The organism is Streptomyces sp. NPDC048291 (assembly GCF_043201715.1).
Classification (GTDB): Bacteria; Actinomycetota; Actinomycetes; order Streptomycetales; family Streptomycetaceae; genus Streptomyces.
This window is the reverse complement of the sequence record NZ_JBICZC010000023.1, coordinates 53,990-77,477: the sequence shown is the minus strand read 5'-3', so window position 1 is coordinate 77,477 and position 23,488 is coordinate 53,990. Positions and strand designations below refer to the sequence as shown.

Annotated in this window: 19 protein-coding genes; 11 read left to right on the top strand and 8 right to left on the bottom strand. The window is 70.2% G+C overall.

Annotated elements, in window-relative coordinates; all coding sequences use genetic code 11:
- Positions 1-13: 13 nt before the first annotated feature.
- From ACGF5O_RS45630 to ACGF5O_RS45620, 3 genes are read right to left on the bottom strand one after another with little or no spacing between them, the layout of a single operon-like run.
- The gene (locus ACGF5O_RS45630) at positions 14-1,165 is read right to left on the bottom strand and encodes an acetyl-CoA C-acetyltransferase (RefSeq protein WP_393815844.1); all 1,152 of its coding nucleotides are present in this window, start codon (positions 1,163-1,165) and stop codon (positions 14-16) included.
- Positions 1,166-1,222: 57 nt separating this feature from the next.
- On the bottom strand, positions 1,223-2,026 hold the full coding sequence (locus ACGF5O_RS45625) for an SDR family oxidoreductase (RefSeq protein WP_393815843.1): 804 nt from the start codon (positions 2,024-2,026) through the stop codon (positions 1,223-1,225).
- Positions 2,023-3,219: an acyl-CoA dehydrogenase family protein gene (locus ACGF5O_RS45620; protein WP_393815842.1), complete on the bottom strand. Its 1,197-nt coding sequence runs from the start codon at positions 3,217-3,219 to the stop codon at positions 2,023-2,025. Before ACGF5O_RS45620 ends, ACGF5O_RS45625 begins: the two co-directional genes overlap by 4 nt.
- A 121-nt stretch (positions 3,220-3,340) precedes the next feature.
- Between ACGF5O_RS45620 and ACGF5O_RS45615 the strand changes: the two genes are divergently transcribed.
- From ACGF5O_RS45615 to ACGF5O_RS45580, 8 genes are all read left to right on the top strand, one after another.
- On the top strand, positions 3,341-4,249 hold the full coding sequence (locus ACGF5O_RS45615; protein WP_393815841.1) for an enoyl-CoA hydratase: 909 nt from the start codon (positions 3,341-3,343) through the stop codon (positions 4,247-4,249).
- A gap of 48 nt (positions 4,250-4,297) precedes the next feature.
- A complete protein-coding gene (locus ACGF5O_RS45610) occupies positions 4,298-5,419 on the top strand; it encodes an acyl-CoA dehydrogenase family protein (RefSeq protein WP_393815840.1) in 1,122 nt (373 codons plus the stop codon).
- Positions 5,420-6,540: 1,121 nt separating this feature from the next.
- Entirely contained in the window at positions 6,541-7,308 is a 768-nt protein-coding gene (locus tag ACGF5O_RS45605; RefSeq protein WP_393815839.1) for an aspartate/glutamate racemase family protein, read from the top strand.
- A gap of 1,066 nt (positions 7,309-8,374) precedes the next feature.
- Positions 8,375-9,835, top strand: a complete 1,461-nt coding sequence (locus ACGF5O_RS45600; protein ID WP_393815838.1) for an MFS transporter — start codon at positions 8,375-8,377, stop codon at positions 9,833-9,835.
- 93 nt (positions 9,836-9,928) lie between these two features.
- Complete coding sequence (locus ACGF5O_RS45595) at positions 9,929-12,367, top strand: beta-glucosidase (protein ID WP_393815837.1); 2,439 nt, start codon at positions 9,929-9,931, stop codon at positions 12,365-12,367.
- Between the two features lie 376 nt (positions 12,368-12,743).
- Positions 12,744-14,411, top strand: a complete 1,668-nt coding sequence (locus ACGF5O_RS45590; RefSeq protein ID WP_393815836.1) for a sulfatase — start codon at positions 12,744-12,746, stop codon at positions 14,409-14,411.
- Positions 14,408-15,361: a formylglycine-generating enzyme family protein gene (locus ACGF5O_RS45585; protein WP_393815835.1), complete on the top strand. Its 954-nt coding sequence runs from the start codon at positions 14,408-14,410 to the stop codon at positions 15,359-15,361. The genes ACGF5O_RS45590 and ACGF5O_RS45585 overlap by 4 nt, the downstream gene beginning before the upstream one ends.
- Positions 15,362-15,469: 108 nt before the next feature.
- A complete protein-coding gene (locus ACGF5O_RS45580) occupies positions 15,470-17,236 on the top strand; it encodes a sulfatase (protein WP_393815834.1) in 1,767 nt (588 codons plus the stop codon).
- Between the two features lie 5 nt (positions 17,237-17,241).
- Here ACGF5O_RS45580 and ACGF5O_RS45575 read toward each other — a convergent pair whose 3' ends face one another.
- Together ACGF5O_RS45575 and ACGF5O_RS45570 are read right to left on the bottom strand one after the other, a co-directional pair.
- Positions 17,242-17,805 carry a PaaI family thioesterase gene (locus ACGF5O_RS45575; RefSeq protein ID WP_393815833.1) on the bottom strand — a complete coding sequence of 188 codons (564 nt, stop codon included), beginning with the start codon at positions 17,803-17,805 and terminating at the stop codon, positions 17,242-17,244.
- A gap of 18 nt (positions 17,806-17,823) precedes the next feature.
- Positions 17,824-18,564 carry an SDR family NAD(P)-dependent oxidoreductase gene (locus tag ACGF5O_RS45570; RefSeq protein WP_393815832.1) on the bottom strand — a complete coding sequence of 247 codons (741 nt, stop codon included), beginning with the start codon at positions 18,562-18,564 and terminating at the stop codon, positions 17,824-17,826.
- 157 nt (positions 18,565-18,721) lie between these two features.
- Here ACGF5O_RS45570 and ACGF5O_RS45565 point away from each other — a divergent pair, with 157 nt between their 5' ends.
- Positions 18,722-19,183: a VOC family protein gene (locus tag ACGF5O_RS45565; RefSeq protein ID WP_393815831.1), complete on the top strand. Its 462-nt coding sequence runs from the start codon at positions 18,722-18,724 to the stop codon at positions 19,181-19,183.
- A gap of 56 nt (positions 19,184-19,239) precedes the next feature.
- Here ACGF5O_RS45565 and ACGF5O_RS45560 read toward each other — a convergent pair whose 3' ends face one another.
- Both ACGF5O_RS45560 and ACGF5O_RS45555 read right to left on the bottom strand, forming a co-directional pair.
- Positions 19,240-20,067: an aldo/keto reductase gene (locus ACGF5O_RS45560; protein ID WP_393815891.1), complete on the bottom strand. Its 828-nt coding sequence runs from the start codon at positions 20,065-20,067 to the stop codon at positions 19,240-19,242.
- Positions 20,068-20,132: 65 nt separating this feature from the next.
- On the bottom strand, positions 20,133-20,894 hold the full coding sequence (locus tag ACGF5O_RS45555) for an SDR family NAD(P)-dependent oxidoreductase (RefSeq protein ID WP_393815830.1): 762 nt from the start codon (positions 20,892-20,894) through the stop codon (positions 20,133-20,135).
- A gap of 150 nt (positions 20,895-21,044) precedes the next feature.
- On the opposite strand from ACGF5O_RS45555, the gene ACGF5O_RS45550 reads away from it, so the two are divergent.
- Both ACGF5O_RS45550 and ACGF5O_RS45545 read left to right on the top strand, forming a co-directional pair.
- Entirely contained in the window at positions 21,045-21,926 is an 882-nt protein-coding gene (locus ACGF5O_RS45550) for a CoA transferase subunit A (RefSeq protein ID WP_393815829.1), read from the top strand.
- Positions 21,923-22,684 carry a CoA-transferase subunit beta gene (locus ACGF5O_RS45545; protein ID WP_393815828.1) on the top strand — a complete coding sequence of 254 codons (762 nt, stop codon included), beginning with the start codon at positions 21,923-21,925 and terminating at the stop codon, positions 22,682-22,684. Before ACGF5O_RS45550 ends, ACGF5O_RS45545 begins: the two co-directional genes overlap by 4 nt.
- Here ACGF5O_RS45545 and ACGF5O_RS45540 read toward each other — a convergent pair.
- A complete protein-coding gene (locus ACGF5O_RS45540) occupies positions 22,674-23,324 on the bottom strand; it encodes a TetR/AcrR family transcriptional regulator (RefSeq protein WP_393815827.1) in 651 nt (216 codons plus the stop codon). The genes ACGF5O_RS45545 and ACGF5O_RS45540 overlap by 11 nt on opposite strands.
- Positions 23,325-23,488 lie beyond the last annotated feature (164 nt).

Here is a 23,488-nt window from a genome sequence, read left to right as displayed (position 1 = left end):
GGTCGTCCTCCGGTCAGAGGCGTTCGAGGATCGTGACGTTGGCCTGGCCGCCTCCCTCGCACATCACCTGCAGGCCGTAGCGTCCGCCGGTGCGCTCCAACTCGTTCAACAGCGTGGTCATCAGCCGCGTGCCGGTCGCGCCGATGGGGTGGCCCAAGGCGATGGCCCCGCCGTTGACGTTGACCTTGTCCAGGTCGGCACCGGTCTCCGCGGCCCAGGCCAGCACCACGGAGGCGAACGCCTCGTTCACCTCGAACAGGTCGATGTCCTCGACCGTCATCGCGGCCCTGTCCAGGGCGCGTCGGGTGGCCGCGATGGGGCCGGTCAGCATCCACACCGGATCGTCGGCGTACACCGACAGGTGGTGGACACGGGCGCGCGGTGTGAGGCCGTGCTCGCGTACGGCCCGTTCGGAGGCCACCAGCAGGGACGCGGCGGCGTCGCTGATCTGCGAGGCCAGCGCGGCGGTAATCCGTCCGCCCTCGCGCAGCGGAGCGAGCGAGGCCATCTTCTCCACCGAGGTGTCACGGCGCGGGCACTCGTCGGTGTCGAACTCCCCGACCGGCTCGGTCTCGCTCTTGAAGCGCCCCTGTTCGATGGCGGCCACCGCCCGCCGGTGACTGCGCAGGGCGAAGGACTCCATCTCCTCCCGGGTCAACCGCCACTTCTCGGCGATCATCTCCGCGGCGCGGAACTGCGAGATCTCCTGGTCGCCGTAGCGTTTCCGCCAGCCCGGTGACTCGGCGAACGGCGTCGTGAAGCCGTACCGCTCGCCGACGGTCATCGCCGCGGAGATCGGGATCGCGGACATGTTCTGCACCCCGCCGGCCACGATCAGGTCCGCGGTGCCGGACATCACGCCCTGCGCCGCGAAGTGCACCGCCTGCTGGCTCGAACCGCACTGCCGGTCGATCGTCACGCCGGGCACGTGGTCGGGAAGCCCGGCGACCAGCCAGGCGGTCCGGGCGATGTCTCCGGCCTGCGAGCCGATCGTGTCGTTGCAGCCCAGGATGACGTCGTCCACGGCGCCTGGATCCACACCCGTCCGCCGGATCAGAGCGCCGATCACGTGCGCCGCGAGGTCCGCCGAGTGCAGCTCGGACAGCGAACCGCCGCGCCGCCCCACAGGAGTGCGCACGGCGTCGATGATGTAGGCCTCGGCCACGGTCTTCCTCCTTCTCCGGTGATCTTCTCTCCGGTGGTCTTCGGGTGATCCGGGACTTCACGCGTGCTGGCTGCTCACGGAGACGACCTCACCGGTCATGTACGAGGAGTAAGGGCTGGCCAGGAACACCATCACGTTGGCCACCTCCCAGGGCTCGGCGGCCCGGCCGAACGCCTCCCGGCCCTTGAGTTCCTCCAGGAACTCCGGGGTGGTGACCTTCGCCAGGAACGGGTGCATCGCCAGGCTCGGCGACACGGCGTTGACCCGGATGCCGTGCCCGGCCAGGTCCGCCGCCGCGCTGCGGGTGAGGGCCATCACCCCGGCCTTGGCCGCCGCGTAGTGCGCCTGTCCCTCCTGGGCGCGCCAGCCGACCACCGAGGCGTTGTTGACGATCACGCCCTTCCGTCCGGCCCTGACCATCCGCTTGCCGGCCGCCCGGACGCAGCGGAAGGTGCCGGTAAGGGTGATGTCCAGGACCCTGGACCATTCCTCGTCGGTCATCTCCAGGACGGAACGGGTGCCGCCCAGGCCCGCGTTGTTGACCATCACGTCGACCCCGCCGAAGGGCTCGGCCGCGTCCAGCAGCGCGGTCACCTGCGCCTCGTCGGTCACATCGCAGACCACGCTCGCCACCCGGTCCGCGCCGAACTCCTTGGCCAGTTCGTCCCGGGACTCGGCGAGCCGGCGCTCGTGCACGTCGCCGAGTACCACCGCCCGCGCCCCCTCCTCCAGACAACGGCGCACCACCGCGGCGCCGATGCCCGCGCCGGCCGCGGCGGTCACCACCACGGTCCGTTCCGCGAGCAGCCCGTGTCCGGGTACGTACGCGGGCGGCGCTTGCTCCGCTCTTCTCGGGTTCATGCCTTCGGCTCCTTGGGGAGGCCGAGCACCCGCTCGGCGATGATGTTGCGCTGGATCTCGTTCGAGCCGCCGTAGATGGTGTCGGCCCGGCTGAACAGGAACAGCCGCTGGAACGCGTCGAGTTCGTACGGCGGCCCCTCGGTGGTCAACGAGGAGGCCCCCGCCACCTCCATGGCCAGCTCGCCCAGGCCGCGGTGCCAGGTCCCCCACAGCAGCTTGGCGATGGACGCCTCAGGACCCCGCGAGCCCGAATCCGCCAGCATGCGCAGCGCGTTGAGCCTGATCACCTCAAGTCCCATGTAGGCGCGGGTGATCCGGTCCTGGATCGCCGGGTCGTCGATCGCCCCGGTGCGCCGGGCCAGCTCCACCACCGTCTCCAGTTCACGGGCGAAGCCGATCTGCTGGCCCAGCGTGGAGACACCGCGCTCGAAGCCGAGGGTGGCCATGGCCACCTTCCAGCCGTCGCCGGGCGCGCCCACTACCAGCGAGGCGTCGGTGCGGGCGCCGTCGAGGAACACCTCGTTGAACTCGGAGGTGCCGGTCAGCTGGTTGATCGGCCGTACGTCCACGCCGTCCTGCCGCATCGGCACCAGCAGGTAGGACAGCCCCGCGTGCCGTACGGAGCCGGGTTCGGTGCGGGCCACGACGAAGCACCAGTCGGACAGGTGCGCCAGCGAGGTCCACACCTTCTGGCCGTCGATCACCCACTGGTCCGGCAGGTCCGGGTCGCCGGACGGCTCCAGCCGCGCCCTGGTGGACACGGAGGCGAGGTCGGACCCCGCACCCGGCTCCGAGTAGCCCTGGCACCACAGCTCCTCCACCGCGCGGATGCGCGGCAGGAACCGGTCCTTCTGCTCCTGGGTGCCGAATGCGATCAGAGTCGGGCCGAGCAGTTCCTCGCCCAGGTGGTTGACGCGGGCGGGGCCGTCGGCACGGGCGTACTCCTCGTGGAACACCACCTGCCGGGTCAGCGAGAGTCCGCGGCCCCCGTACTCCTCCGGCCAGCCGATGCAGGTCCAGCCGTGGGTGGCCAAGTGCCGGTCCCATGCGAGCCGTTCCTCGTATGCCTCGTGCTCACGGCCGGAGCCGCCGCGCCCCCGGAGACCGGCGAAGTCGCCGGACAGTTCGCTGTGCAGCCAGTCCCGCACCTCAAGGCGGAAGGCTTCGTCCTGCGCTGAGTGGGCCAGATCCACGATTCCCCCTCGAAGAGGCCGTCGGTTCCCTTTGCTGCTGGTCGGGGAGCGGGGTGTCGCCTACACTACCCCACCAAGCACTTGTTTGGTCAACGCTCAGGGTCCCTGTGAAGGAGCTGGCATGTCCACTGCCGAGAGCCGTACCGCAGAGGAAGCAGAGGAAGCCGGGAAGGCGGATGAGGAGGTCGTCACCTACGAGGTGCGCGGAACGGTCGCCGTGGTCACGGTGAACCGGCCCCGGTACCGCAACGCGCAGAACTCGAAGGTGACGTACGCCCTCGACGCCGCCTTCACCCGGGCCGTCGACGACGACCGGGTGAAGGTCGTCGTCCTGGCCGGCAACGGTGAGCACTTCAGCGGAGGGCACGATATCGGCACGCCGGGCCGGGACATCCACGAGACCTTCGAGCGCAAGGCCGTCATCTGGTGGGACCACACCGACAAGCAGGGCGTGGACTCCCGGATCGCCCGCGAGTCCGAGGTCTATCTGGGGATGTGCCGGCGCTGGCGCGAGATCCCCAAACCGATGATCGCCATGGTGCAGGGCGCCTGCATCGCGGGCGGACTCATGCTGGCCTGGTCCTGTGACTTCATCGTGGCCTCCGAGGACGCCTTCTTCTGCGACCCCGTGGTGCGGATGGGTATTCCCGGCGTCGAGTTCTTCGCCCACCCCTGGGTGATGAACCCGCGCGCGGCCAAGGAGTTCCTGTTCACCGGGGACCGCTTCGACGCGCGGCGTGCCCACCAGTTGGGCATGGTCAACCACGTGGTGCCCCGCGAGGAGCTGGAGTCCACGGTGTTCGCGATCGCCGAGCGCATCAGCGCCATGCCCCGCTTCGGCCTTGCCCTGGCCAAGAAGGCGATCAACCAGGCCGAGGACCTCCAGGGCATGCGCTCCGGCATGGACTCCGTGTTCGGCCTGCACCACGCCGCGCACGCCCACAACGCCGAGGTCGACGTCGACTCCCTGGCCGGCCTGGACGCGAGGGCGATGCGGGACTCGGGCCGGCAGGCCGCGGGAAGCGCGTGAGACCCGACTGCCGACACCCGCTGTGGAACCGACCCGAAGGGCGTCCGGATGGCGTTCGCGCTCACCGAGGAACAGAACGAACTAGCTGCGACGGTGCGCCACTTGCTGGCCCGCCGCAGTGGCAGCGGGGCTGTGCGCGCGGCAGTCGCACAGGCCCCGGGATACGACGAGGGCCTGTGGCGCACACTGTCCGAGCAGGTGGGCGCGGCGAGCCTGGCCGTGCCTGAGGCGTATGGCGGCGCCGGCTTCACCCTGGTCGAGACACACGTTGTACTGGAACAGCTCGGAGCCGCGCTCACGCCCTCCCCGCTGCTCGGTTCGGGCGTACTCGCCGCCCAGGCCCTCCTGCTGAGCGGCGACGGGGAGGCCTGCGCCCGGCTGCTGCCCGGCATCGCCGAGGGCACCCGGCTGGCGGCCGTGTGCTGGGCTGGGGAGGACGGCCGATGGCGGACCGATCGCAGTGACGTGCGTGCGGTCGGCGGGGACACGTGGTCGCTGTCCGGAACGACCACGCTGGTCCTCGACGGGGTGGCGGCCCACACCCTCCTGGTCGTCGCCACGAGCGGACCGGGACGGGTGGGCATCTTCGAGGTGGATGCCACTGACGACCGGGTCCGTCGTACGTCCACTCCGGCGATGGACTCCACTCTGAGTCTGGCCCGGGTGGAGTTCGACGGCGCACCGGCCACCGCGCTCGCCCTCGATGCGGCCGGTCGGCTCGCGACGCTGCACGACATCGCCGCCGTCGCCGTGACCGCGCTGCAGGTCGGCGCCGCACAGCGAGCCCTGGACATGACGGTGGCCTACAGCAAGGACCGCGTACAGTTCGGCCGCCCCATCGGATCGTTCCAGGCGCTGAAGCACCGCATGGCCGACATGCTGGTCGAAGTCGAGACGGCCCGGTCGGTGTCCTGGGCGGCCGCCTGGGCCGCGGCCCGGCGGGAACCGGAGCTGCCCGCGAGGGGAGCCCTGGCGAAGGCCTGGTGCTCCGAGGCTCTGAACAAGGTGGCCTCGGAGACCGTCCAGTTGCACGGCGGGATCGCGATCACCTGGGAACACGATGCCCAGATGCTGTTCAAGCGGGCGCATGCCACCTCCCAGCTGTTCGGTCAGCCGCACGAGCACCGGCAGCGACTCTTCCGGCAGACCTTCGGCGCGGCGCCTCGATGACGGCCCCTCCTGTGCGTCGTCGGTGTGGAACCCCGACGAACACGGCCTCGGCGGTGCGCAGATTCCGGCCCGTGATCCGTCTTCCGGCGGTGGGCGCGCGACCGGCGCACCCCACGCCCTCGGCGCGCAACCGCGGCGGTCGGTGCGGCGGGGTGCGGGTCGGCTGGACGGGAACGCCCGGCAACGGTGGGCGTATACCGTCGTTCACCGCCTCCATAAGGACGTGCGCCAGGTTGATCCGGCCGAGTGGCGCTCGGGGAACATCGGCGGTCTGAGGCACGGCGTGGACCAGGGGCCGGATGACCTCGACCAGACACTTCCGCTCTCGGTGTCGCACCTGGTCTCCTTCAGGACGCGCATCGAGACAACGCGGGCCCCGTGGTCGCCTTCCCGTAGGAGAACCCCGCGACCCGGTTCGAGTACCGGCCGTTCCTCGACCACAACGACGCACCCGGCCACACCCCGCGCGGCCGGGACGCATTCCCCGCACGGCTCGTCCTCGGCGTCTTCGGTGCGGAGAAAGGTCTGCGCACCGCCACCTCCGCCCACGTCCTCCCCGGATCCCGGTGTCCGAGATCCGGCGATGGCCTTCGGCCTCGTACGGAGTCGAACTCGGCCTCGGCGGAACTGAGTCCACCACCTGGTGCCCGCAAGGTCCGAGCCGGTTCGAGCCTGGTGGCAGGCGCCGGAGCGGCTCTGCCCCGGGGGCCTGACCGGAGCAACGCACCACGTGAACCACTCTGAGACCCTTTTGGGCATCTCACAGCGATGGGCCCCACGAACGGGAATCCGACCAATCCATCGTCGGAACCCTGGGCGGCTAACTTGGCCCGCACCCGCCGGTTCGGTGGCGGCCTCTGAAGAAAGTGGCACCGTGATGAGTTCCCCCGATCCGGCCCGGCTGTTTCTGGAGGCCGAGGCCGGAGAGGCCGTCGCCGTCCGACGAGGCGGTCCCGGTCGTGGGACTGGACCACGACCGCCGCCTCACCTCACCGGCAAGGGCCGAATGCGCCGGAGTCCAGCCGCGGCGTCCGGACCGGCAGGCCCGGCTCCTGGCGGAGACCGGGTGACGATCCGTGGCACACACCGTTCATCTTCCTTCGGATCAAACGGAATCCACCATGCGTATCTGCTTCCTGAAGCCGTTCGGCACACCCGCCTACAACCAGCTGATCCATGACGTGCTCACGCCGTCGCTCCAGAGCGGCACCGAAGTCGAAGTCCGCAACCTCGACATCGTCCCGGAGAACATGGACTACTTCGCGGCTAAGCATCTGGTCGAGGTCGGCATCATGAAGGCCGCGATCCGGGCGGAGAGGGACGGCTTCGACGCGTTCGTCATCGGCTGCTGCTACGACCCGGGTCTGACCCAGTGTCGCGAACTGGTCGACATCCCCGTCGTTGGACCGCTCGAAGCCTCGATCATGAACGCTCGCCCGTTCGGCCACCGCTACGCCGTCGTCACCGGCCATCACAAGGCGGCCACCGAGATAGCCGACCGCGTCCGGATCTACGGCCAGGAACAGAACTGCCTGGCCGTCTCGCACGTCGGCTGGTTCATCGACGACATGATCAAGAGTCCGGCCGCAGTGGCCCAGGACGCTTATGGCACCAGTCTCCGCATCATGCGGGAAGCCGGCGCGGAGACGATAGTCATCGCCTGCACCATCGTCTCCGCCTGCTACGAGATCACGGCGGCGAAGGACGAAAGCCTGCGCGGCATCTCGGTCATCGACCCCAACATCATGGCCGTCAAACAGGCGGAGATGCTCGCCAGCCTCAATGCCGTCGGGCAGTATCGCATCGCCCGCACCGGCTACTACCAGCAAGTGGCGCAGCACAGCACGGAACAGGCCGCAGAGATCCATGCCCTCCTGACCGATGAGTGAGGGGTGGCCCTCCGGGCGGGTGCTCCGGGCCGTCATGAACCATCGGACAGCGCCCGGTTCGTTCTGCCGGGGATCGAGGTGCCGGCCTGGTCCCGGGCAGCATCGTCCGTTCGGTGGCCGCCTTCGCCTGATCCGCCGCCGTCCCTCCATACCCGGATGCGCCGCAGACGCCCGTACCGCCGGCGGGGGGGACCGTCAGCGGTACGCGACGACCGGTCGTCGCGTCCGAGTCGGCCGTCGTGGTCGGCATGACGGATGAGCCATCCGGGCTCGGCCTTGCGGACGCGAGCGCGTATCCGACGTGGTGCGGACCCGGCCCGCGTCCGTGCGGACGGAGGGCTCGTAGGCCGGCACCCGGCGGGATGCGGCACGGATCGCCGAGAGCCGCAGCGGTCCCTCGCCTGTGGGGATCATCGTCGGGTCGGTCCCCACGGCCGGTTCGGAGAGGGCGCCATGAAGTCCCCGCTGACCAGGCCCGGGGCAGCGGGCTCGGCGATCCCCGTCACCGGGCGGCCAACGAGTGGCGCCAACCGGACCACAGGCCGGAGAACCTGCTGTTCGTCGCCGACACGCTCTTCGTCGAGGGACTCGTCCTGTTCGCCGGCCCGCCCATGGCGGTCGGCCCTCCGCGGAACAGCTCAGAATGTTTGGCCGAAACCCTAGCCATCAATCCCGAACGTCGCTAGGTTTCTGAAATGTGAACCAGGTGCTCGTCATGTGTCCCAACGGTCCGGGTGTTCGGTACGGGGAAGCGCGCTCCGCACCGTCCACTCCGACCGCACACGGCAACGACCGTGTGGGGCGGGCGGGCGGCCGGGGTTCCGGTTCCCTGCCATGGCTGCCATGGAACTGAATGGTTCCAATGTCCCAGGGCGCTTCACCCTCCGCGCTCCCGGACAGCGCAGCGGGTGCCGCCATGGCCGCTCCCGTGCCGACCGCATGTCGTCTCCGGGCTTCCCTCCGCCCGGCCCGATCACCTTCGCGAGACCGCCGAGCCGCGCGGTCCCGCCCCGCGACGAGAGGTCACAGAGCCGTGTCTTCTTCCACCACTCCTTCCCCGCCCCCCGTGACCGCATCGGCGCCGGCCGCGTCCTCCTCCGGCGGCGGGGGCCTCGGCGTCCGGCTGGCACTCATCGCGCTCGCCCTGATGTGGCCGACCCAGTTGCTGTCCCTCGCCGGCCTGCTGGGCGGTAACGCCCAGGCCGCCGTCGCCCAGCACTTCCACACCACGGCGATCGGCTGGTTCATCCTGGTCAACGCGCTGACCGCCACGGTCGTCGCCCCGTTCGTCATCAAACTCTCCGACTTCTACGGCAAGCGGAACGTGATGATCGTCATCACCCTGCTCGGCCTCGTCGGGGACATCGTCGCCGCTCTCGCCACCAACTACAGCGTGCTCCTGGTCGGCCGGGGCATCGCGGGCTTCTACGGTCCGATCGGCGCCCTCGCCTACGCGTCCGTCCGCGAGATCTTCCCGCCCAAGCAGGTCGGCACCGCCAGCGGCATGATCGGCGGCGGCATCGCCTTCGTCGCCCTCGGCGGTCCCTTCCTGACCGGCTGGCTGCTGGACGACTTCGGCTTCCGCGGCGTGCTCTGGGCCCTGGCCGGCGCCACGGCCGTCGGGCTGCTGCTGCTGTTCCTCGTGGTGCCCGAGACCCCGCAGCGGGTGGCCCGCACGAAGGTGAACTGGCTCGGCGGCGCCCTCCTCGGCGGCGGCGCGGCTGCCCTCACCTACGGCGTCGGCAAGGGCGGCGAGCAGGGCTGGACCCACTCCACCACCCTCGCCTTCATCATCGGAGGGATCCTCGCCGTGCTGCTGTACGTGGTGAGCGACATCAGGAGCGCGCACCCGCTCTTCAAGCTCGGCATGATGGCCAGGCGTTCCGTGTGGAGCGTTCTGCTGGCTACCGCCCTGGTGTCCGCCGCCGTCTTCGGTACCGGCATCATCGGCCAGCTGCTGGTCCTCTTCCCCAAGATCCCACAGGTCTCCGACGGCCTCGGGATGACCGCCACCCACTACGCGGTCATCGGCATCCCGTCCAGCGTTCTCATCCTTCTGACCGGCTTCGGCACCGGCGTGGCCCTGCGCAGACTCGATGCCCGTCTCCCCCTGGGACTCGGTGCCCTGCTCGCCGCGGCCGGTTTCCTCCTCCAGCGCCAGTGGCACTACAGCGACACCCAGCTGATGCTGCTGGGCACGGTGACCGCCCTGGCACTGGGCATGATCGTCTCGTCGGCGCCCGTCCTCATCATCGAAGCCGTGACACCCGAGGAGCAGGCCACCGCCAACGGACTCCAGGGCATGATCCAGGGCGTGTTCACGGCCGTCATCACCCAGCTCGTCTACGTGACGCTCGCCAAGCACAGCACCGTCCTTCAGGGCACCCGCTTCTATCTCGACGACGGCTACCGCGGAGCCATGCTCCTCGCCGCCGGCCTCGCGGTGCTCGGACTGCTCGCCGTGGCGCTCGTGCCGCGGCTGCGGAAGGCACAGGACGTCGACGAGGGAGCAGCCGTCACCGGCTGAGCGCCCCACCGGACCCCGGGACCGCCGTGCGACCACTGCCCCGCTACGGCGGTCCCGGAATCTTCACCCGTCACACGAAAGGCACGTCCCCTCATGACCCCTCGGAACCCGGTCGACGAAGCGGACCTCACCAGGCGCCTCGGCGCCATGTCCCTCAAGGAGAAGGTGACCCTGCTCACCGGCGGCGACGCCTGGACCCTGACACCGGTCGCCGCCGCCGGCCTCGCTTCCCTCGCCCTGTCCGACGGGCCCGTGGGCCCCCGCGGCACGTCCTTCGGCGGCGACACACCGCCCGCCCTGCTCTTCCCCAGCCCCAGCTCACTGTCCGCGGCCTGGGACGAGGACACGGCGTACGAGGCAGGTCGGCTGATGGGGCTGAAGGCACGGGAGATGGGCATCCACGTCCTGCTCGCCCCGACCGTCAACCTGCACCGCTCACCCCTGGGCGGAAGGCACTTCGAGTGCTACTCGGAGGACCCGCTCCTCACCGCCCGGACGACGGTCGGCTTCGTCAAGGGCGTGCAGTCGACGGGCGTGGCCGCCACCGTCAAGCACTTCGTGGGCAACGACTCGGAGACCGAGCGTATGACGTACGACGCCCGGATCGACGAGAAGACCCTGCGTGAGACGTACCTGGCGCCGTTCGAGGCGGCGGTGCAGGAGGCCGGCGCCTGGGTCGTGATGGCCGCCTACAACTCGGTCAACGGCACGACGATGACCGAGAACGGGGCACTGCTGACCGGGGTGTTGAAGGAGGAGTGGGGCTTCGACGGCGTCGTCGTCTCCGACTGGCAGGCCGTCCGCTCCACCGAGGCCTCCGCCCTGGCCGGGCTCGATCTCGTGATGCCCGGTCCGGACGGCCCCTGGGGCGACGCGCTGATCGCCGCCGTCGAAAAGGGGCAGGTGCCCGAGACGGTGATCGACGACAAGGTGCTGCGGATCCTGCGGCTGGCGGCCCGGACCGGGGCCCTGGACGGGGTCCGCGCACCGGAGGCGGCACCGGTTCCCGAAGGCGTGCACACCCGCATGCGGGATCTGGCGGTCACCGGCTCGGTCCTGCTGCGCAATGACGGACTGCTGCCCCTGAACCCCTCCGGCCTGCGCAAGGTGGCGCTCATCGGCCCCAACGCGGTCCGCTTCGCCGCGCAGGGCGGCGGCAGCGCCCACGTGACACCCGAACGCGTCGTCACGCCGCTCCAAGGACTGCGCCGGGTGCTCGGCGAAGACGTCGAGATCACTGTCCACCAGGGCGTCTTCCCGCACGCCAAGCTCCTGACGCTCGACGGCACGACCGCCACCGACCCGGTCGACGGCGAGCCCGGCGTGCGCCTGGAGTACCGGGCCGCCGACGGCGGTCTGCTGTCCGACGAACACCGGGATCCCGCCAACGTCTGGTTCCCGGTCATTCTCGGAGACGACGTCGACCACCTGGTCGTGCGGACCCGGCTCAGCCTCGACGACTCCGGCACCCACCGGCTGTCGGTCGTCGGCACCGGACACTTCACCCTGCACGTCCCCGGGCAGCCGCCGCAGACGTACGAGCAGCTCCAGGACGGCGACGACATTGCCGCGCTGCTGCTCAACCCCCCGTCACACACCTTCACCTTCCCCGCCGTTCGCGGTGAGACGGAGGTCATGCTGCGGGTCGCTCCACAGCGCAACCTCCCCTACCCCATCACCCTGCTCGGCCTGGGGTACGACACGCCTCGCGGGACCGACGAGGAGGAGCTGGACGCCGCCGTCGCCGCCGCTGCGGAAGCGGACGTCGTGATCCTCATGGTCGGCAGCGACGCCGACACGGAAGCCGAGAACGCCGACCGTACGACGCTCGCCCTCCGCGGCCGCCAGGACGAACTGGTCGAACGGGTCTGCGCCGCCAACCCCCGTACGGCCGTCGTCGTCAACGCGGGCGCCCCCTTCCTCCTCCCGTGGGCCGAACGGCCGGCCGCGCTCCTGTGGTCGTGGTTCCCCGGTCAGGAAGGCGGCGACGCCATCGCCGACATCCTCACCGGCACCGAACCCGGCGGCCGGCTCCCCACCACCTTCCCGGCTGCCGAGGCCGATGTGCCGGTCCTGTCCACCCAGCCCGTCGACGGAGTTCTGGACTACGCGGAGGGCGGCCGGATCGGCTACCGCGGGTATGACGCCGACCGTGCCGCACCGCTCTTCCCCTTCGGCCACGGACTGTCGTACACCACCTGGGAGTACCAGGACTTCGTCCTCACCGGTGACCTGGCCCGAGGACTCACCGTCCGGGTCACCGTCCGCAACGCCGGTGGGCGGGCCGGTCGCGAGGTCGTCCAGGCCTACCTGGAGCCTGCCGACGGCAGCGAGCCACGGCGACTGGTCGGCTTCGCCACTGTCGAGGCGGGCTCGGGCGAGGCCGTCGTAGCCACCCTGAGAGTGTCGGCGCGGACGCTCGCCGCCTGGGCGGACGGCGGCTGGGTTGCGCGTTCCGAAGCGCACTGGCTGAGCGTGGGGCGCTCTTCCGCCGACATACGACTCACCGCCGCCGTCACCAGGGCGTCCTGATCGTGGCCGGCGTCCCGATGGCCCGGTGGAACTCACGCGGTGGATCGCGACGACCCGCCGCCGACCGGTCCCGCTTCTGCGGTCTCACCAACGGGTTCGCGCACCACAGGGGCGTCGTGGACGCCGGTACCGATCCTTCCTGTCGCAAAGGCCGTATCGAGAATCTCGGTGCGGCCCCCGCCGCCACCGTGCCCTCCTGGCCTGACGGACACCCGGCGCCACCCGTGACGACGGAGCCGGGGGCACTGTGTCCGCCTACGGGAAGGCCGCGACGCCCCGGCGTGAACCGAACGAAGCCTCTGTTCGGGTATCTGCCGGTCGGCCGAACCGCAGGACCTGTCCACGCTCCGCCGTCACGAGAGGCAAGGCAAGCACCATGACCGGACAGAGGCCGAACGTCCTCCTGATCATCACGGACGAGTGGCGGGCCCAGGCGTTCGGCCATGCCGGTGACGAGAACGCGCGTACGCCCCACCTGGACCGGCTCGCGTCCGAGAGCCTCAGCCTGGACCAGGCGATCGCCGGGACGCCGATCTGCTGCCCCTCGCGGGCGTCGTTCCTGACCGGCCAGTACCCGCTCACCCACGGCGTCTTCATCAACGACGTCCCCCTGCGACCGGCCACCCGGGCCCTGCCCGAGGTGTTCGCGGCCGCCGGCTACGACACCGCCCACATCGGCAAGTGGCATCTGCACGGCAGTCCCGGCGGACGCTTCGAGCGCAGGGAGAGCTACATCCCGCCGGAAGGGAGGTTCGGTTTCCGGTACTGGAAGTCCGCGGAGTGCACGCACGACTACAACCGTTCCGTCTACTTCGAAGGCGACGACGACACCCGGCGCTACTGGGACGGGTACGACGCCATCGCGCAGACCGCCGACGCCTGCGCCTACCTGCGGCGGCGCACCGACGACGAACCGTTCTTCATGGTGGTGTCCTACGGCCCTCCGCACTTCCCGCTGGACTCCGCACCGGCCCCGTACGCGACCAGGTACCGCGACCGGCCGATCACGCTGCGCGCCAACGTTCCCGACGCGCGGCGCGAGGAGGCCGAGACCGACCTGCGTGGCTACTACGCCCACATCGCCGCCGTCGACGACTGCGTCGGGTTGCTCATGTCGACGCTGGAGGAGACGGGCCAGGACCGGTCCACGATCGTGGTCTTCACCTCGGACCACGGCGACATGCTGTTCTCCCAGGGGCTTGAGCACAAGCTCACCCCCTGGGAGGAGGCCGTACGGGTGCCCCTGCTGATTCGTCACGCAGGTACCCTTCCGCCGGCCCGTAGCCAGGTCCTCTTCAACTCGCCGGACCTGATGCCGACCCTGCTCGGGCTCGCCGGCCTGCCGGTGCCCGCCGGAGTCCAGGGCACCGATGTGCTGGACCGGCGCGCACCTCAGCCGACTTCGGCCTTCCTCGGCGCACCCGTTCCCTTCGCGACGATGCGGCAGTACGGCTTCGGCGAGTACCGAGGAGTCCGCGACGAGCGGTACACGTACGTGCGGACCCGGAACGGGCCGTGGCTGCTCTACGACAACGTGGCCGATCCGTACCAGATGAACAACCTGTGTCACCGCGCCGATGCGCGATCCGAGCGCGACCGTCTCGACGGAGAACTGGACCGGTGGCTGGAGCGACTCGGTGACGAGTTCCTCGCCGGTGAGGAGTATCTGCGCCGTGACGGCCTGGCGCATTACTACGAAGCCACCCAGCGTGTCGGCAGTGCGCAGAGTCCCTGGGGTGACTGGGCCTCGACGATGACGCCGGACGAGGAGCCCGAACCGGATGCCGGCTGGTCCGTGGAGAACACCCTGCTCGGCGAGATCTACGCCGACGGCCAGGGAAGGATCATTCTGGAGGAGGAACTCCCGGACCTGGTCGCCCTTGCGGAATTCGAGCGCTGCTGTCAGGCTCCGCTGTCCCTCCTCAGCGGATTCCTGCCGGATCTCCTCCCACCCGAGCGGATCGCGGCCGTCTCCCGGCGGCTCGCAGCCGTGGTGACGGTCGACGGCCACCCGGCCGTACCAGCCGGGGAGAACCGGGGATGAGCGACGAGGACCGCGGTCCGGGCTGCTGTACGCCGAGGCGCCCGGAACGACCCGGGCGGAGTTCCGGGGTCCTGCCCGGACAACGTGCCCACCGCTCGGATCCCGCCCCCATGCTCCAGTTGCCCGGCGGCGAGTTCCTGATGGGCACCGACGACGCCGAGGGGTTTCCCGGCGACGGTGAGGGACCGGTGCGCCGCGTGCGGGTGGACCCGTTCCGGGTCGACGCCCACGCGGTCAGCAACGACGAGTTCGCACGGTTCGTCGCCGAGACCGGCTACACCACCGAGGCGCAGCGCATCGGCTGGTCCTTCGTCTTCGCGGGGTTCCTCCCGGGACGGCTGCGCCGAGTGTCGCCCCGCCCGCCCGGCGTCCCGTGGTGGTGCGCGGTCGGTGAGGCGACCTGGGACCGTCCGGAGGGCCCGGGCAGCGGACTCGACGGCCGTGGGAACCACCCTGTCGTGCACGTCTCCTGGAACGACGCCGCCGCCTACGCGCACTGGGCGGGCAAGCGGCTGCCGACCGAGGCCGAGTGGGAATACGCCGCCCGCGGAGGTCTGGAGCAGGCCCGCTACCCCTGGGGAGACGAACTCGACGCGGGCGGTTCCTACCGCTGCAACATCTGGCGGGGACAGTTTCCCACCAAGAACACCGCCGCCGACGGCTACCGGGGCACCGCCCCGGTGGACGCCTTCGAGCCCAACGGCCACGGTCTGTACAACGTCGCGGGCAACGTCTGGGAGTGGTGCGCCGACTGGTGGGCAGCCGACCACAGCCGCGGTCCGGCCGTGAACCCGGCCGGGCCTTCCCACGGAGTGGCCAAGGCGCTGCGCGGGGGCTCCTACCTGTGTCACGTGTCCTACTGCAACCGCTACCGGGTAGCCGCACGCACCGCCAACGAGCCCGATGCCTCCAGCGGGAACACCGGATTCCGATGTGCTGCGGACAGCTAGGGGCGCCGACGCGCGGACCGCGAGGGCCGTCGTTCACGGCGCACACCGCGAGCACATCAGCCGACTCGACCAAGCACGACCGATCCACCACCGTAGGAGCGACCCGGCATGAAAGCCATCATGGTCATGTTCGACAGTCTCAACCGTCACATGCTGCCGCCGTACGGCTGTGACTGGACCCACGCCCCCAACTTCGCGCGGCTGGCCGAACGGGCCGTCACCTTCGACAACTCCTACGCGGGCTCCATGCCCTGCATGCCCGCCCGGCGGGAGATCCACACCGGGCGCCACAACTTCCTGCACCGCAGCTGGGGCCCGCTGGAGCCGTTCGACGACTCCATGCCCGAACTCCTCAAACGCGGCGGTGTCCACACCCATCTGGCCAGCGACCACCCGCACTACTGGGAGGACGGCGGGGCGACCTACCACGGCCGCTACAACACCTGGGAGTTCTTCCGCGGTCAGGAAGGCGACGCCTGGAAGGGACAGGTCGCCGCACCACCCATGCCGGAGCACGACCTGAAGACATTCCGGCAGGAGGGCTACCGCCAGGACTGGGTGAACCGGCAGTACATGCAGACCGAGGACCGTCACCCACAGACACGCACTTTCGACGCCGGTGTGGAGTTCATCCGCACCAACCACGACGAGGACCGCTGGTTCCTCCAGATCGAGACCTTCGATCCGCACGAGCCGTTCTTCAGCCACCAGCAGTACAAGGACCTCTACCCGCACGACTACGCCGGTCCGCACTTCGACTGGCCCGACTACCGGCAGGTCGCCGAGACGGACGAGCAGGTGCAGCACGCCCGGTTCGAGTACGCGGCGCTGCTGTCCATGTGCGACAGATCACTCGGTCGTGTGCTGGACCTGATGGACGAACTGGATCTGTGGCGCGACACGCTGCTGATCGTCAACACCGACCACGGTCTGCTCCTCGGCGAGAAGAACTGGTGGGGCAAGTCGGTACAGCCCTGGTACAACGAGCTCGTACACCTCCCGCTCTTCGTCTGGGACCCCAGAACGGGCGGCGCCGGCGAACGCCGTGACTCGCTCGTCCAGACCATCGACCTGGCTCCCACACTGCTGGAGTTCTTCGGCGTGGACCGGCCCGCCGACATGCAGGGTCTGCCCCTTCCGGTCGCCGCCGACGAACCCGTGCGCGAAGCCGGCCTGTTCGGAATCCATGGCGGACACGTCAACGTCACAGACGGCCGGTACGTCTACATGCGCGCACCGGTTTCGGCGGACAACGCACCGCTTTTCGAGCACACGCTGATGCCCACCCACATGCGCGGCCGTTTCACCCCCGACGAACTGGCCGACATCGAACTCGCGGAGCCCTTCTCCTTCACCAAAGGCGTACGCACCGTTCGGGTGGCCGGGCGGACGTTCTTCAACCCCTTCCAGTTCGGCACGCTCCTGTTCGACCTGCGAACCGATCCCGGGCAACGCACCCCCGTGGTCGACGACGTGCAGGAACTGCGGATGGCGAACCTCCTCCTCGACCTGCTGCGCGCGAACGACGCCCCGCCCAGCCAGTACGAGCGGCTCGGACTGCCCACGGAAGGGCCCGCGACCAAGGCCCACCTCCTGGTGCGGGCACAGCGCGACCAGGCCGAGCGGGCCCAGGAGCCCCTTCCCCGGCCGGAGGACTATCCAAGCGGCCGCTTCTCCCTGCGTACTCCGCTCGCCGCACTGGTCTCGGACCCTGCGGCCGTCGAGGTTCTTCGTACTCACGCACCGACCCTGGTCGACACGGAACTGCTCCAGATGATCGGGACCACGTCACTGATATCCCTCGCCGCCATGTCAGGCGCTTCGTTCCCCAAGGACACTCTCCGTGCCCTCGCCGAGGAACTGTCGGTGCTCTGATCACGTCAGCGGCGGGACACCTCGACGAACACGGCCTCGGCCTCGACGGTGCGCACCTCCTCGTGGCTGATCCACCCGCGCACAGTCACCTTCCGCCCGGAGTGCGCCGCGATCTCGGAACGCAGCCGGAGCGGCCGTTGCAGCGGGGTGCGCGCGAGGTAGCGGAGCGTCAGCGTGCCGGTGACGCAGAGCAGCCCCGTGGACTGCACGACGATGCCGAGCATGTTGTCCATCAGCAGCGCGCTCACTCCGCCGTGCACCGAGTCCGTGGGGCCCTCGCGGAGGGCGTCGAGCACGACGGTGGCCTCCGCCGTGCCGCGCGAGAAGCTGACCTCCAGCGGGACGTACACCGGGTTGTAACGGTCGAGCACGACCCGCTCCACCCCGACCGTCTCCGCCACCGGCAGCGGCACGCACCGCTCCCCGGCCCGCTTCTCCAGCGTGCGGGTCAGGGACGACAGGGCCTCGGTGACCCGCTCCATCTCCTCGGCGGCCACCTCCGTCACGGCCACGGCGCGGACGAGTGACCGCGTGGCCTCGACCAGCCGCTCCCGCTCTCGCTGCCCCACCCGGTTCCCTCCTCGACGCTACGACGTCTGTCCGCCGTCCACCACGAAGTCCTGGCCCGTGCAGTAACGAGCGGCGTCACTGGCGAGGAAGGCCACCATCGCGGCCACCTCGGAGGGCGTGCCGACGCGGGGAATCGGCTGTCCCGCGACCGCTCCGCCGCCCGCCCTGGTCTCCTCGGAGATCATCGCGGTGTCGATCGCGCCGGGGCAGACGCAGTTGACCCGGATGCCGAGCGCGCCCAGTTCGCCGGCCGCGGATCTGGTCGCCCCACGCAGCGCCCACTTGGAGGCGGAGTAGGCGAGGCCGCCCGGGTAGCCGACCAGACCCGCGGTGGAGGCGATGTTGACGATGGAGCCGCCTCGCCCGCGCATCAGGGGGATGACCGCCCGCATACCGAGCACGGCGCCGACCAGGTTGACCCGGAGCGTGGCCGTCAGGCTCTCCTCGGTCAGTTCGGCGAGGGGCTCCCGGATGCTGATGCCGGCGTTGTTGACGAGCACGTCGACGCGGCCGAACCGCTCGCCGGCCCGGTTCATCGCCTCGCTCCAGGCGTCGGCGCTGCCCGCGTCGAGCGGGCAGACCAGGGTCTCGCCGCCGATCTCCGAGGCCACGGCACGGGGGCCGCGCTCGTCGAGATCGGTGAGGACGACCCGGGCGCCGAGCCCGGCCAGGGTCCGAGCGTGCTCCGCGCCCTGCCCCTGCCCGGCTCCGGTCACGAAAGCGACCTTGTCCCGCAGGTCGATGAAAGGTCCGGCCATCACGCGGCTCCTCCCGGCCGTTCCGGAACTGAAACAAGCGACTGTTTGGTTAGCTGACATTACGGCTCGGCGGCCCGTTTCCGGAAGACAGGGTTTGACCAAGCGTTTGATAGGTACGCTTACGGCGTTCACGCCGGACCGGATGAGGAAGGCTGCCGTGACCCGTTCCGTCAACCATGTGGGAATCACCGTCGGTGATCTGGAGCGCTCGCTGGACTTCTACGCGCGGGTGCTCGGAGGCACCACGGTCGGTGTCTGGGAGCGCAGCGGTCCGAGGATCGACGCGGTGACCGGGTACCGGGGCGTCGTGGTCCGCCAGGCCTTCGTCCGTCTCCCGCTCGGGGTGGCGCTCGTCGAACTCCTCCAGTACGTCGGCGGGTCGACGGTGGTGACCGACCCGGACCACGGCCGGGCCGGTTCTGTGCACCTGGCTGTGGACGTGGAGGGGCTCGACGAGGTCCTGGAACGGATGCGTACGGAGGGAGTCCCGATCCTCTCGGAGCCGATCACCGCGGGGGAGGGTCCGCTGGAGGGGCGGCGTGTGGTCTATGTGCTCGACCCCGACCGCGTCCGGGTCGAACTCGTGGAGGTTCCGGATCCGTCGGCCCCTCGTCCCTGAGGTCGTCGACCCCGGCGACCGGGACTCCCGTAGCCCCCGGTCGTCCCGGCTCCGTCTCAGGCCTCGTTCGTCCCCACGCCGTCGAGCCGGGCGATTTCCTCGGCACCGAGGTCGAGCCGCACCGCCGCGGCGGAGTCCCGGACCGACTCCGGCCGACTCGCCCCCGGGATCGGGATGACCGTCGGCGACCTGTGCAACTGCCAGGCGAGCACGACCTGGTAGGGGCTGACGCCGCGTTCCCGCGCGACCTCCTCGAAGGGGGCGTACGGCGCGCCGAGTTCCTTGGCCTGACGCATCCCTCCGAACGGGGCGTAGGCGAGGAAGGCCAGCCCCAGTTCCTCGCAGAGCGCCAGCTCGGGTTCGCTGGAGCGGAAGGCGGGCGAGAACTGGTTCTCCACCGCCACCAGGGTGTCACCGAGGATGCCGTGGGCCAGCCGGATCTGTTCAGGGTCCGCGTTGGAGATCCCGGCCCGTCGGATCAGCCCGGCTTCGTGGAGGTCGCGCAGCGCGCCCATGCTCTCGGCGTAGGGCACCTTGGGGTCGGGCCGGTGGTGGAAGTACAGCGGCAGTTCCTCCAGGCCCAGCCGGCGCAGGGAGTCCTCGCAGGCGCGGCGCAGGTGTTCGGGCCGGCCGTCGGTGTCCCAGGTCTGGTCGCCGGGCCTGAGGTGACCGCCCTTGGTGGAGACGATCACGTTCTCGGCAGGTCCTGGAGCGTACGCGAGGGCCTTGGCCAGCATCGACTCGTTCGCTCCGTATCCGGCGCCCGGACCGTACACGTCGGCGGTGTCGAAGAACGTCACCCCGGCATCCACCGCCGCGTGCACGGTGCGGATCGCACGGGCCTCGTCGTAGCCGGGAACCTGGGTGAGGGTCATCGCGCCCATTCCCACCGGGAAGACCGTCAGGTCACCGAGACGGCGGGAAGGCTGTGCGCTTCGGGTGACTGCGCTCACTTGCCCACCGCCGTCCAGCCGCCGTCGACGGGCATGCACACGCCGGTCGAGAAGGTGGCGTCCAGGAGCAGGAACTCGATGGCGGCCGCCATCTCGTCCGGGGTGCACAGCCGGCCGAGCGGGGTGCGGGCCTCGGTGGCCGCGATGTCGTAGCCCTGGTCGATCATCTCCTGGACCATCGGTGTCAGCGTGTGGCCCGGCGCGACGCCGTTCACGCGAATCCCCTGCGGGGCCCACTCGACAGCGAGGTTCTGGGTGAGCTGGCGGATCGCCGCCTTGGCAACCCCGTAGTCGGCCTGGTTGGCCCAGCCGCCGTAGGCGGTCGTGGACGAGACGGTCACGACGGAGCCGCCGGGCGAGGTGCCGCCGGACGCTCGCTCCAGGCACCGCACCAACGACCTGGCCGCCACCAGGGTCCCGGTCACATGGACGTCGTACACGCGCCGGAAGGCGGCCAGGTCGAGGTCGAGCGCCGGCGCGAACTCCCCGCGGATGCCATGGCTGGTCACCAGCAGGCCCGGCACCGTGCCGGCCTGCTCCGTGGCGTCGTCGAGGGCTTCGCTCACCGCCTTCTCGTCCGTCACGTCCACGAGGTACTCCCGCAGCGCGGCGTCCCCGGGTGGTCCGGGCCGGGCGGCGATGGGCCGTGTGTCGAGGACGGTGACGTCGATCCCCCTGCCGAGCAGTCGGCCGACCACGGCCAGGCCGATCCCGCTGCTCCCTCCCGTCACCACCGCGTGTCCCGTGCTGTCGGCCATCGCTTCACCCATTCCCGGTTCCCGAGGAGTTGTCGGTCCGATCAACGTAACCTAACAATTGCTTGCTGGGTAACCCTGTCGCCCGAAGCAAGCAAGCGTTAGGTTTGTGCGCTGTGTCGTTCGGCTCTGCACGCGTGAGAGGAAGTGCCGATGGGTGACAAGTCGATGTCCCTGGAAGACTTCGCCGGGACCATCGAATCGGGCATGACGATCGGTATCGGCGGGTGGGGGGCACGGCGAAAACCCATGGCGCTCGTCCGGCAGATCCTGCGTACCGACGTACGGGACCTTACCGTCGTCGCTTTCGGCGGCCCGGACGTCGGTCTGCTGTGTGCGGCGGGCAGGGTCCGCAAGCTGGTCTACGGGTTCGTCTCGCTGGACAGCATCGCGCTCGACCCGCACTTCCGCGCCGTGCGCGAGCGGGGTGGTGTGGAGACGGCCGAGTACGACGAGGGCATGTTCGTGACCGGGCTGCGCGCCGCCGCGGCCCGGCTGTCGTTCCTACCCACCCGGGCGGGTCTCGGCTCTGACGTCCTCACGATGAACCCCGACCTGGTGACCATCGCCTCGCCGTACGACGCGGAGGAGTACGTCGCGATGAAGGCGCTGCGTCTGGACGTCGCCCTGGTGCACGTCAACCGTGCCGACGCCGCCGGCAACGCCCAGTACCTGGGACCGGACCCCTACTTCGACGACCTCTACGCGATGGCCGCCGACCGCTGCTATGTCAGCACCGAGCAGATCGTCCCGTCCGGGGAGCTGCTGGCCGACGGGGCACCCGCGCAGTCGCTGCTGATCAGCCGCCTCTTCGTCGACGGGGTCGTTGAGACACCCCGTGGCGCGCACTTCACCTCGTGCGAGCCCGACTACGCGCGGGACGAGGTGTTCCAGGCGCACTACGCGTCGGCGGCGCGAGACGCGGACTCCTGGGAGCTGTTCCGCAAGCAGTTCCTCGACGGCGACGAGCCGGGCTACCACCGGGCCGTGGCGGAGTTCCACGCGAACCGCGGCGAGCGGGAGGAGAACCGATGACCGAGGAGATCACCCGGGCCGAGGTGTGCGCCGTGGCATGCGCCGACGTGTGGCGCGGCGCCGGTGAGGTGCTCGCCCACGCGGTCGGCGTGCTGCCGGCGGTCGGGGCGCGACTGGCTCGTCTGACGACCAGCCCGGACCTTGTCCTCAGCGACGGGGAGGCGTTCTTCATGAGCGAGCCCCCACCGCTCGGCCGTACCGCCGCGGACGGCGGCGTGGTGGAGAGCTGGGTGCCCTACCGGCGGGTATTCGACATCGTCGCGAGCGGCCGGCGCCAGAGCATGATGGGCGCGAGCCAGATCGACCGGTACGGCAACCAGAACATCTCGCTCATCGGAGACTGGAAGCGCCCCGCCCGCCAGTTGATCGGGGTGCGCGGCGCGCCGGGCAATACCGTCAACCACCGCACCGACTACTGGGTGGCCCGGCACTCCCCGAAGGTCTTCGTGGAGAAGGTCGACCTGGTCTGCGGCGTGGGCAACGACCGCGCGCGGGCCGCCGGGGGCCTGCGTTTCCATCACCTGGGCGTGGTCGTCACCGATTTGGCCGTCCTCCACTACGGGGACGATGGGCTGCTGCGGGTGCGCTCGCTGCACCCGGGGGTCACCGAGGAGCAGGTGCGGCGCGCCACCGGGTTCGAGATGGACACGAGTGGCGCCACTACGACCCGGCTGCCGGACGAGACCGAACTGCGACTCATCCGCGAGGTCATCGACCCCCGACGGCTGCGCGAGCGCGAGGTACCCGTCACTCCGTGACGAGCCCCCCGTGCAGCACCCGGAGATACTGTTCCGCCACCGCCTCCGCGCGGAACTTGCCGCGCGGGCGGTACCACCGCACGGTGCACCAGACCGTGTCCCGGATGAACCGGTAGGTCAGGTTGACGTCGACGTCGGCGCGGAAGACGCCGGACTTCTGCCCGGCCGTGAGTGCCCGCAACCAGATCTTCTCGATCTTCTTGCCCAGCTGGTCGACGTACTCGAAACCGGGCTGTCCGCTCAGCGCGTCCGCCTCGTTCTGGTACAGGGCGACGGCCTCGGGCGTCTCGTGGATGGTGGCGAAGGAGTGGGTGATCAGCCGGTCGAGCGCTTCCTTGGGATCCCCGGCGCCCTTCTCGATCTCCGTGAAGTGCTCCAGGAGCCGCCCGAGGAAGTCCCGGAGGATCTCGTCGAGCATCTCCTCCTTGGAACTGAAGTGGTGGTAGAGACTCCCGGACAGGATTCCCGCCTCGTCGGCGATGTCCCGCACGGTGGTCTGGGTGAACCCGCGGTTCGCGAACATGCCCGCCGCGATCTGCAGCAGCTCCGTGCGCCGCACCGAACTGCCGCCCCGGGTGCCGCCGTTCCTGGCCGCGGCCCGGGCGGGGACCGCCGTCCGCGCGGGGCGTCGTGCCGCCATGTCGTTCGTCCCTTCCACCGGGGCACCGCCTCCGACCACCAAGCTTTTGATCGAATCGTGCCACACATCCGTGCCGCCACGGTCCCGCTGACCGGGAGGGCGACTTGCGGGTCACCGGCCCGCGTCCTGCACTGCCCAGCATATCCGCCCGATAGCTACCAAGC

Excerpts from the sequence above, each read along its gene's own strand:
- ACGF5O_RS45625 (WP_393815843.1), bottom strand. The coding sequence starts at position 2,026 with ATGAACCCGAGAAGAGCGGAGCAAGCGCCGCCCGCGTACGTACCCGGA.
- ACGF5O_RS45615 (WP_393815841.1), top strand. The coding sequence starts at position 3,341 with ATGTCCACTGCCGAGAGCCGTACCGCAGAGGAAGCAGAGGAAGCCGGG.
- ACGF5O_RS45610 (WP_393815840.1), top strand. The coding sequence starts at position 4,298 with ATGGCGTTCGCGCTCACCGAGGAACAGAACGAACTAGCTGCGACGGTG.
- ACGF5O_RS45605 (WP_393815839.1), top strand. The coding sequence starts at position 6,541 with ATGCGTATCTGCTTCCTGAAGCCGTTCGGCACACCCGCCTACAACCAG.
- ACGF5O_RS45595 (WP_393815837.1), top strand. The coding sequence starts at position 9,929 with ATGACCCCTCGGAACCCGGTCGACGAAGCGGACCTCACCAGGCGCCTC.
- ACGF5O_RS45590 (WP_393815836.1), top strand. The coding sequence starts at position 12,744 with ATGACCGGACAGAGGCCGAACGTCCTCCTGATCATCACGGACGAGTGG.
- ACGF5O_RS45585 (WP_393815835.1), top strand. The coding sequence starts at position 14,408 with ATGAGCGACGAGGACCGCGGTCCGGGCTGCTGTACGCCGAGGCGCCCG.
- ACGF5O_RS45580 (WP_393815834.1), top strand. The coding sequence starts at position 15,470 with ATGAAAGCCATCATGGTCATGTTCGACAGTCTCAACCGTCACATGCTG.
- ACGF5O_RS45570 (WP_393815832.1), bottom strand. The coding sequence starts at position 18,564 with ATGGCCGGACCTTTCATCGACCTGCGGGACAAGGTCGCTTTCGTGACC.
- ACGF5O_RS45560 (WP_393815891.1), bottom strand. The coding sequence starts at position 20,067 with ATGGGCGCGATGACCCTCACCCAGGTTCCCGGCTACGACGAGGCCCGT.
- ACGF5O_RS45555 (WP_393815830.1), bottom strand. The coding sequence starts at position 20,894 with ATGGCCGACAGCACGGGACACGCGGTGGTGACGGGAGGGAGCAGCGGG.
- ACGF5O_RS45550 (WP_393815829.1), top strand. The coding sequence starts at position 21,045 with ATGGGTGACAAGTCGATGTCCCTGGAAGACTTCGCCGGGACCATCGAA.
- ACGF5O_RS45545 (WP_393815828.1), top strand. The coding sequence starts at position 21,923 with ATGACCGAGGAGATCACCCGGGCCGAGGTGTGCGCCGTGGCATGCGCC.
- ACGF5O_RS45540 (WP_393815827.1), bottom strand. The coding sequence starts at position 23,324 with ATGGCGGCACGACGCCCCGCGCGGACGGCGGTCCCCGCCCGGGCCGCG.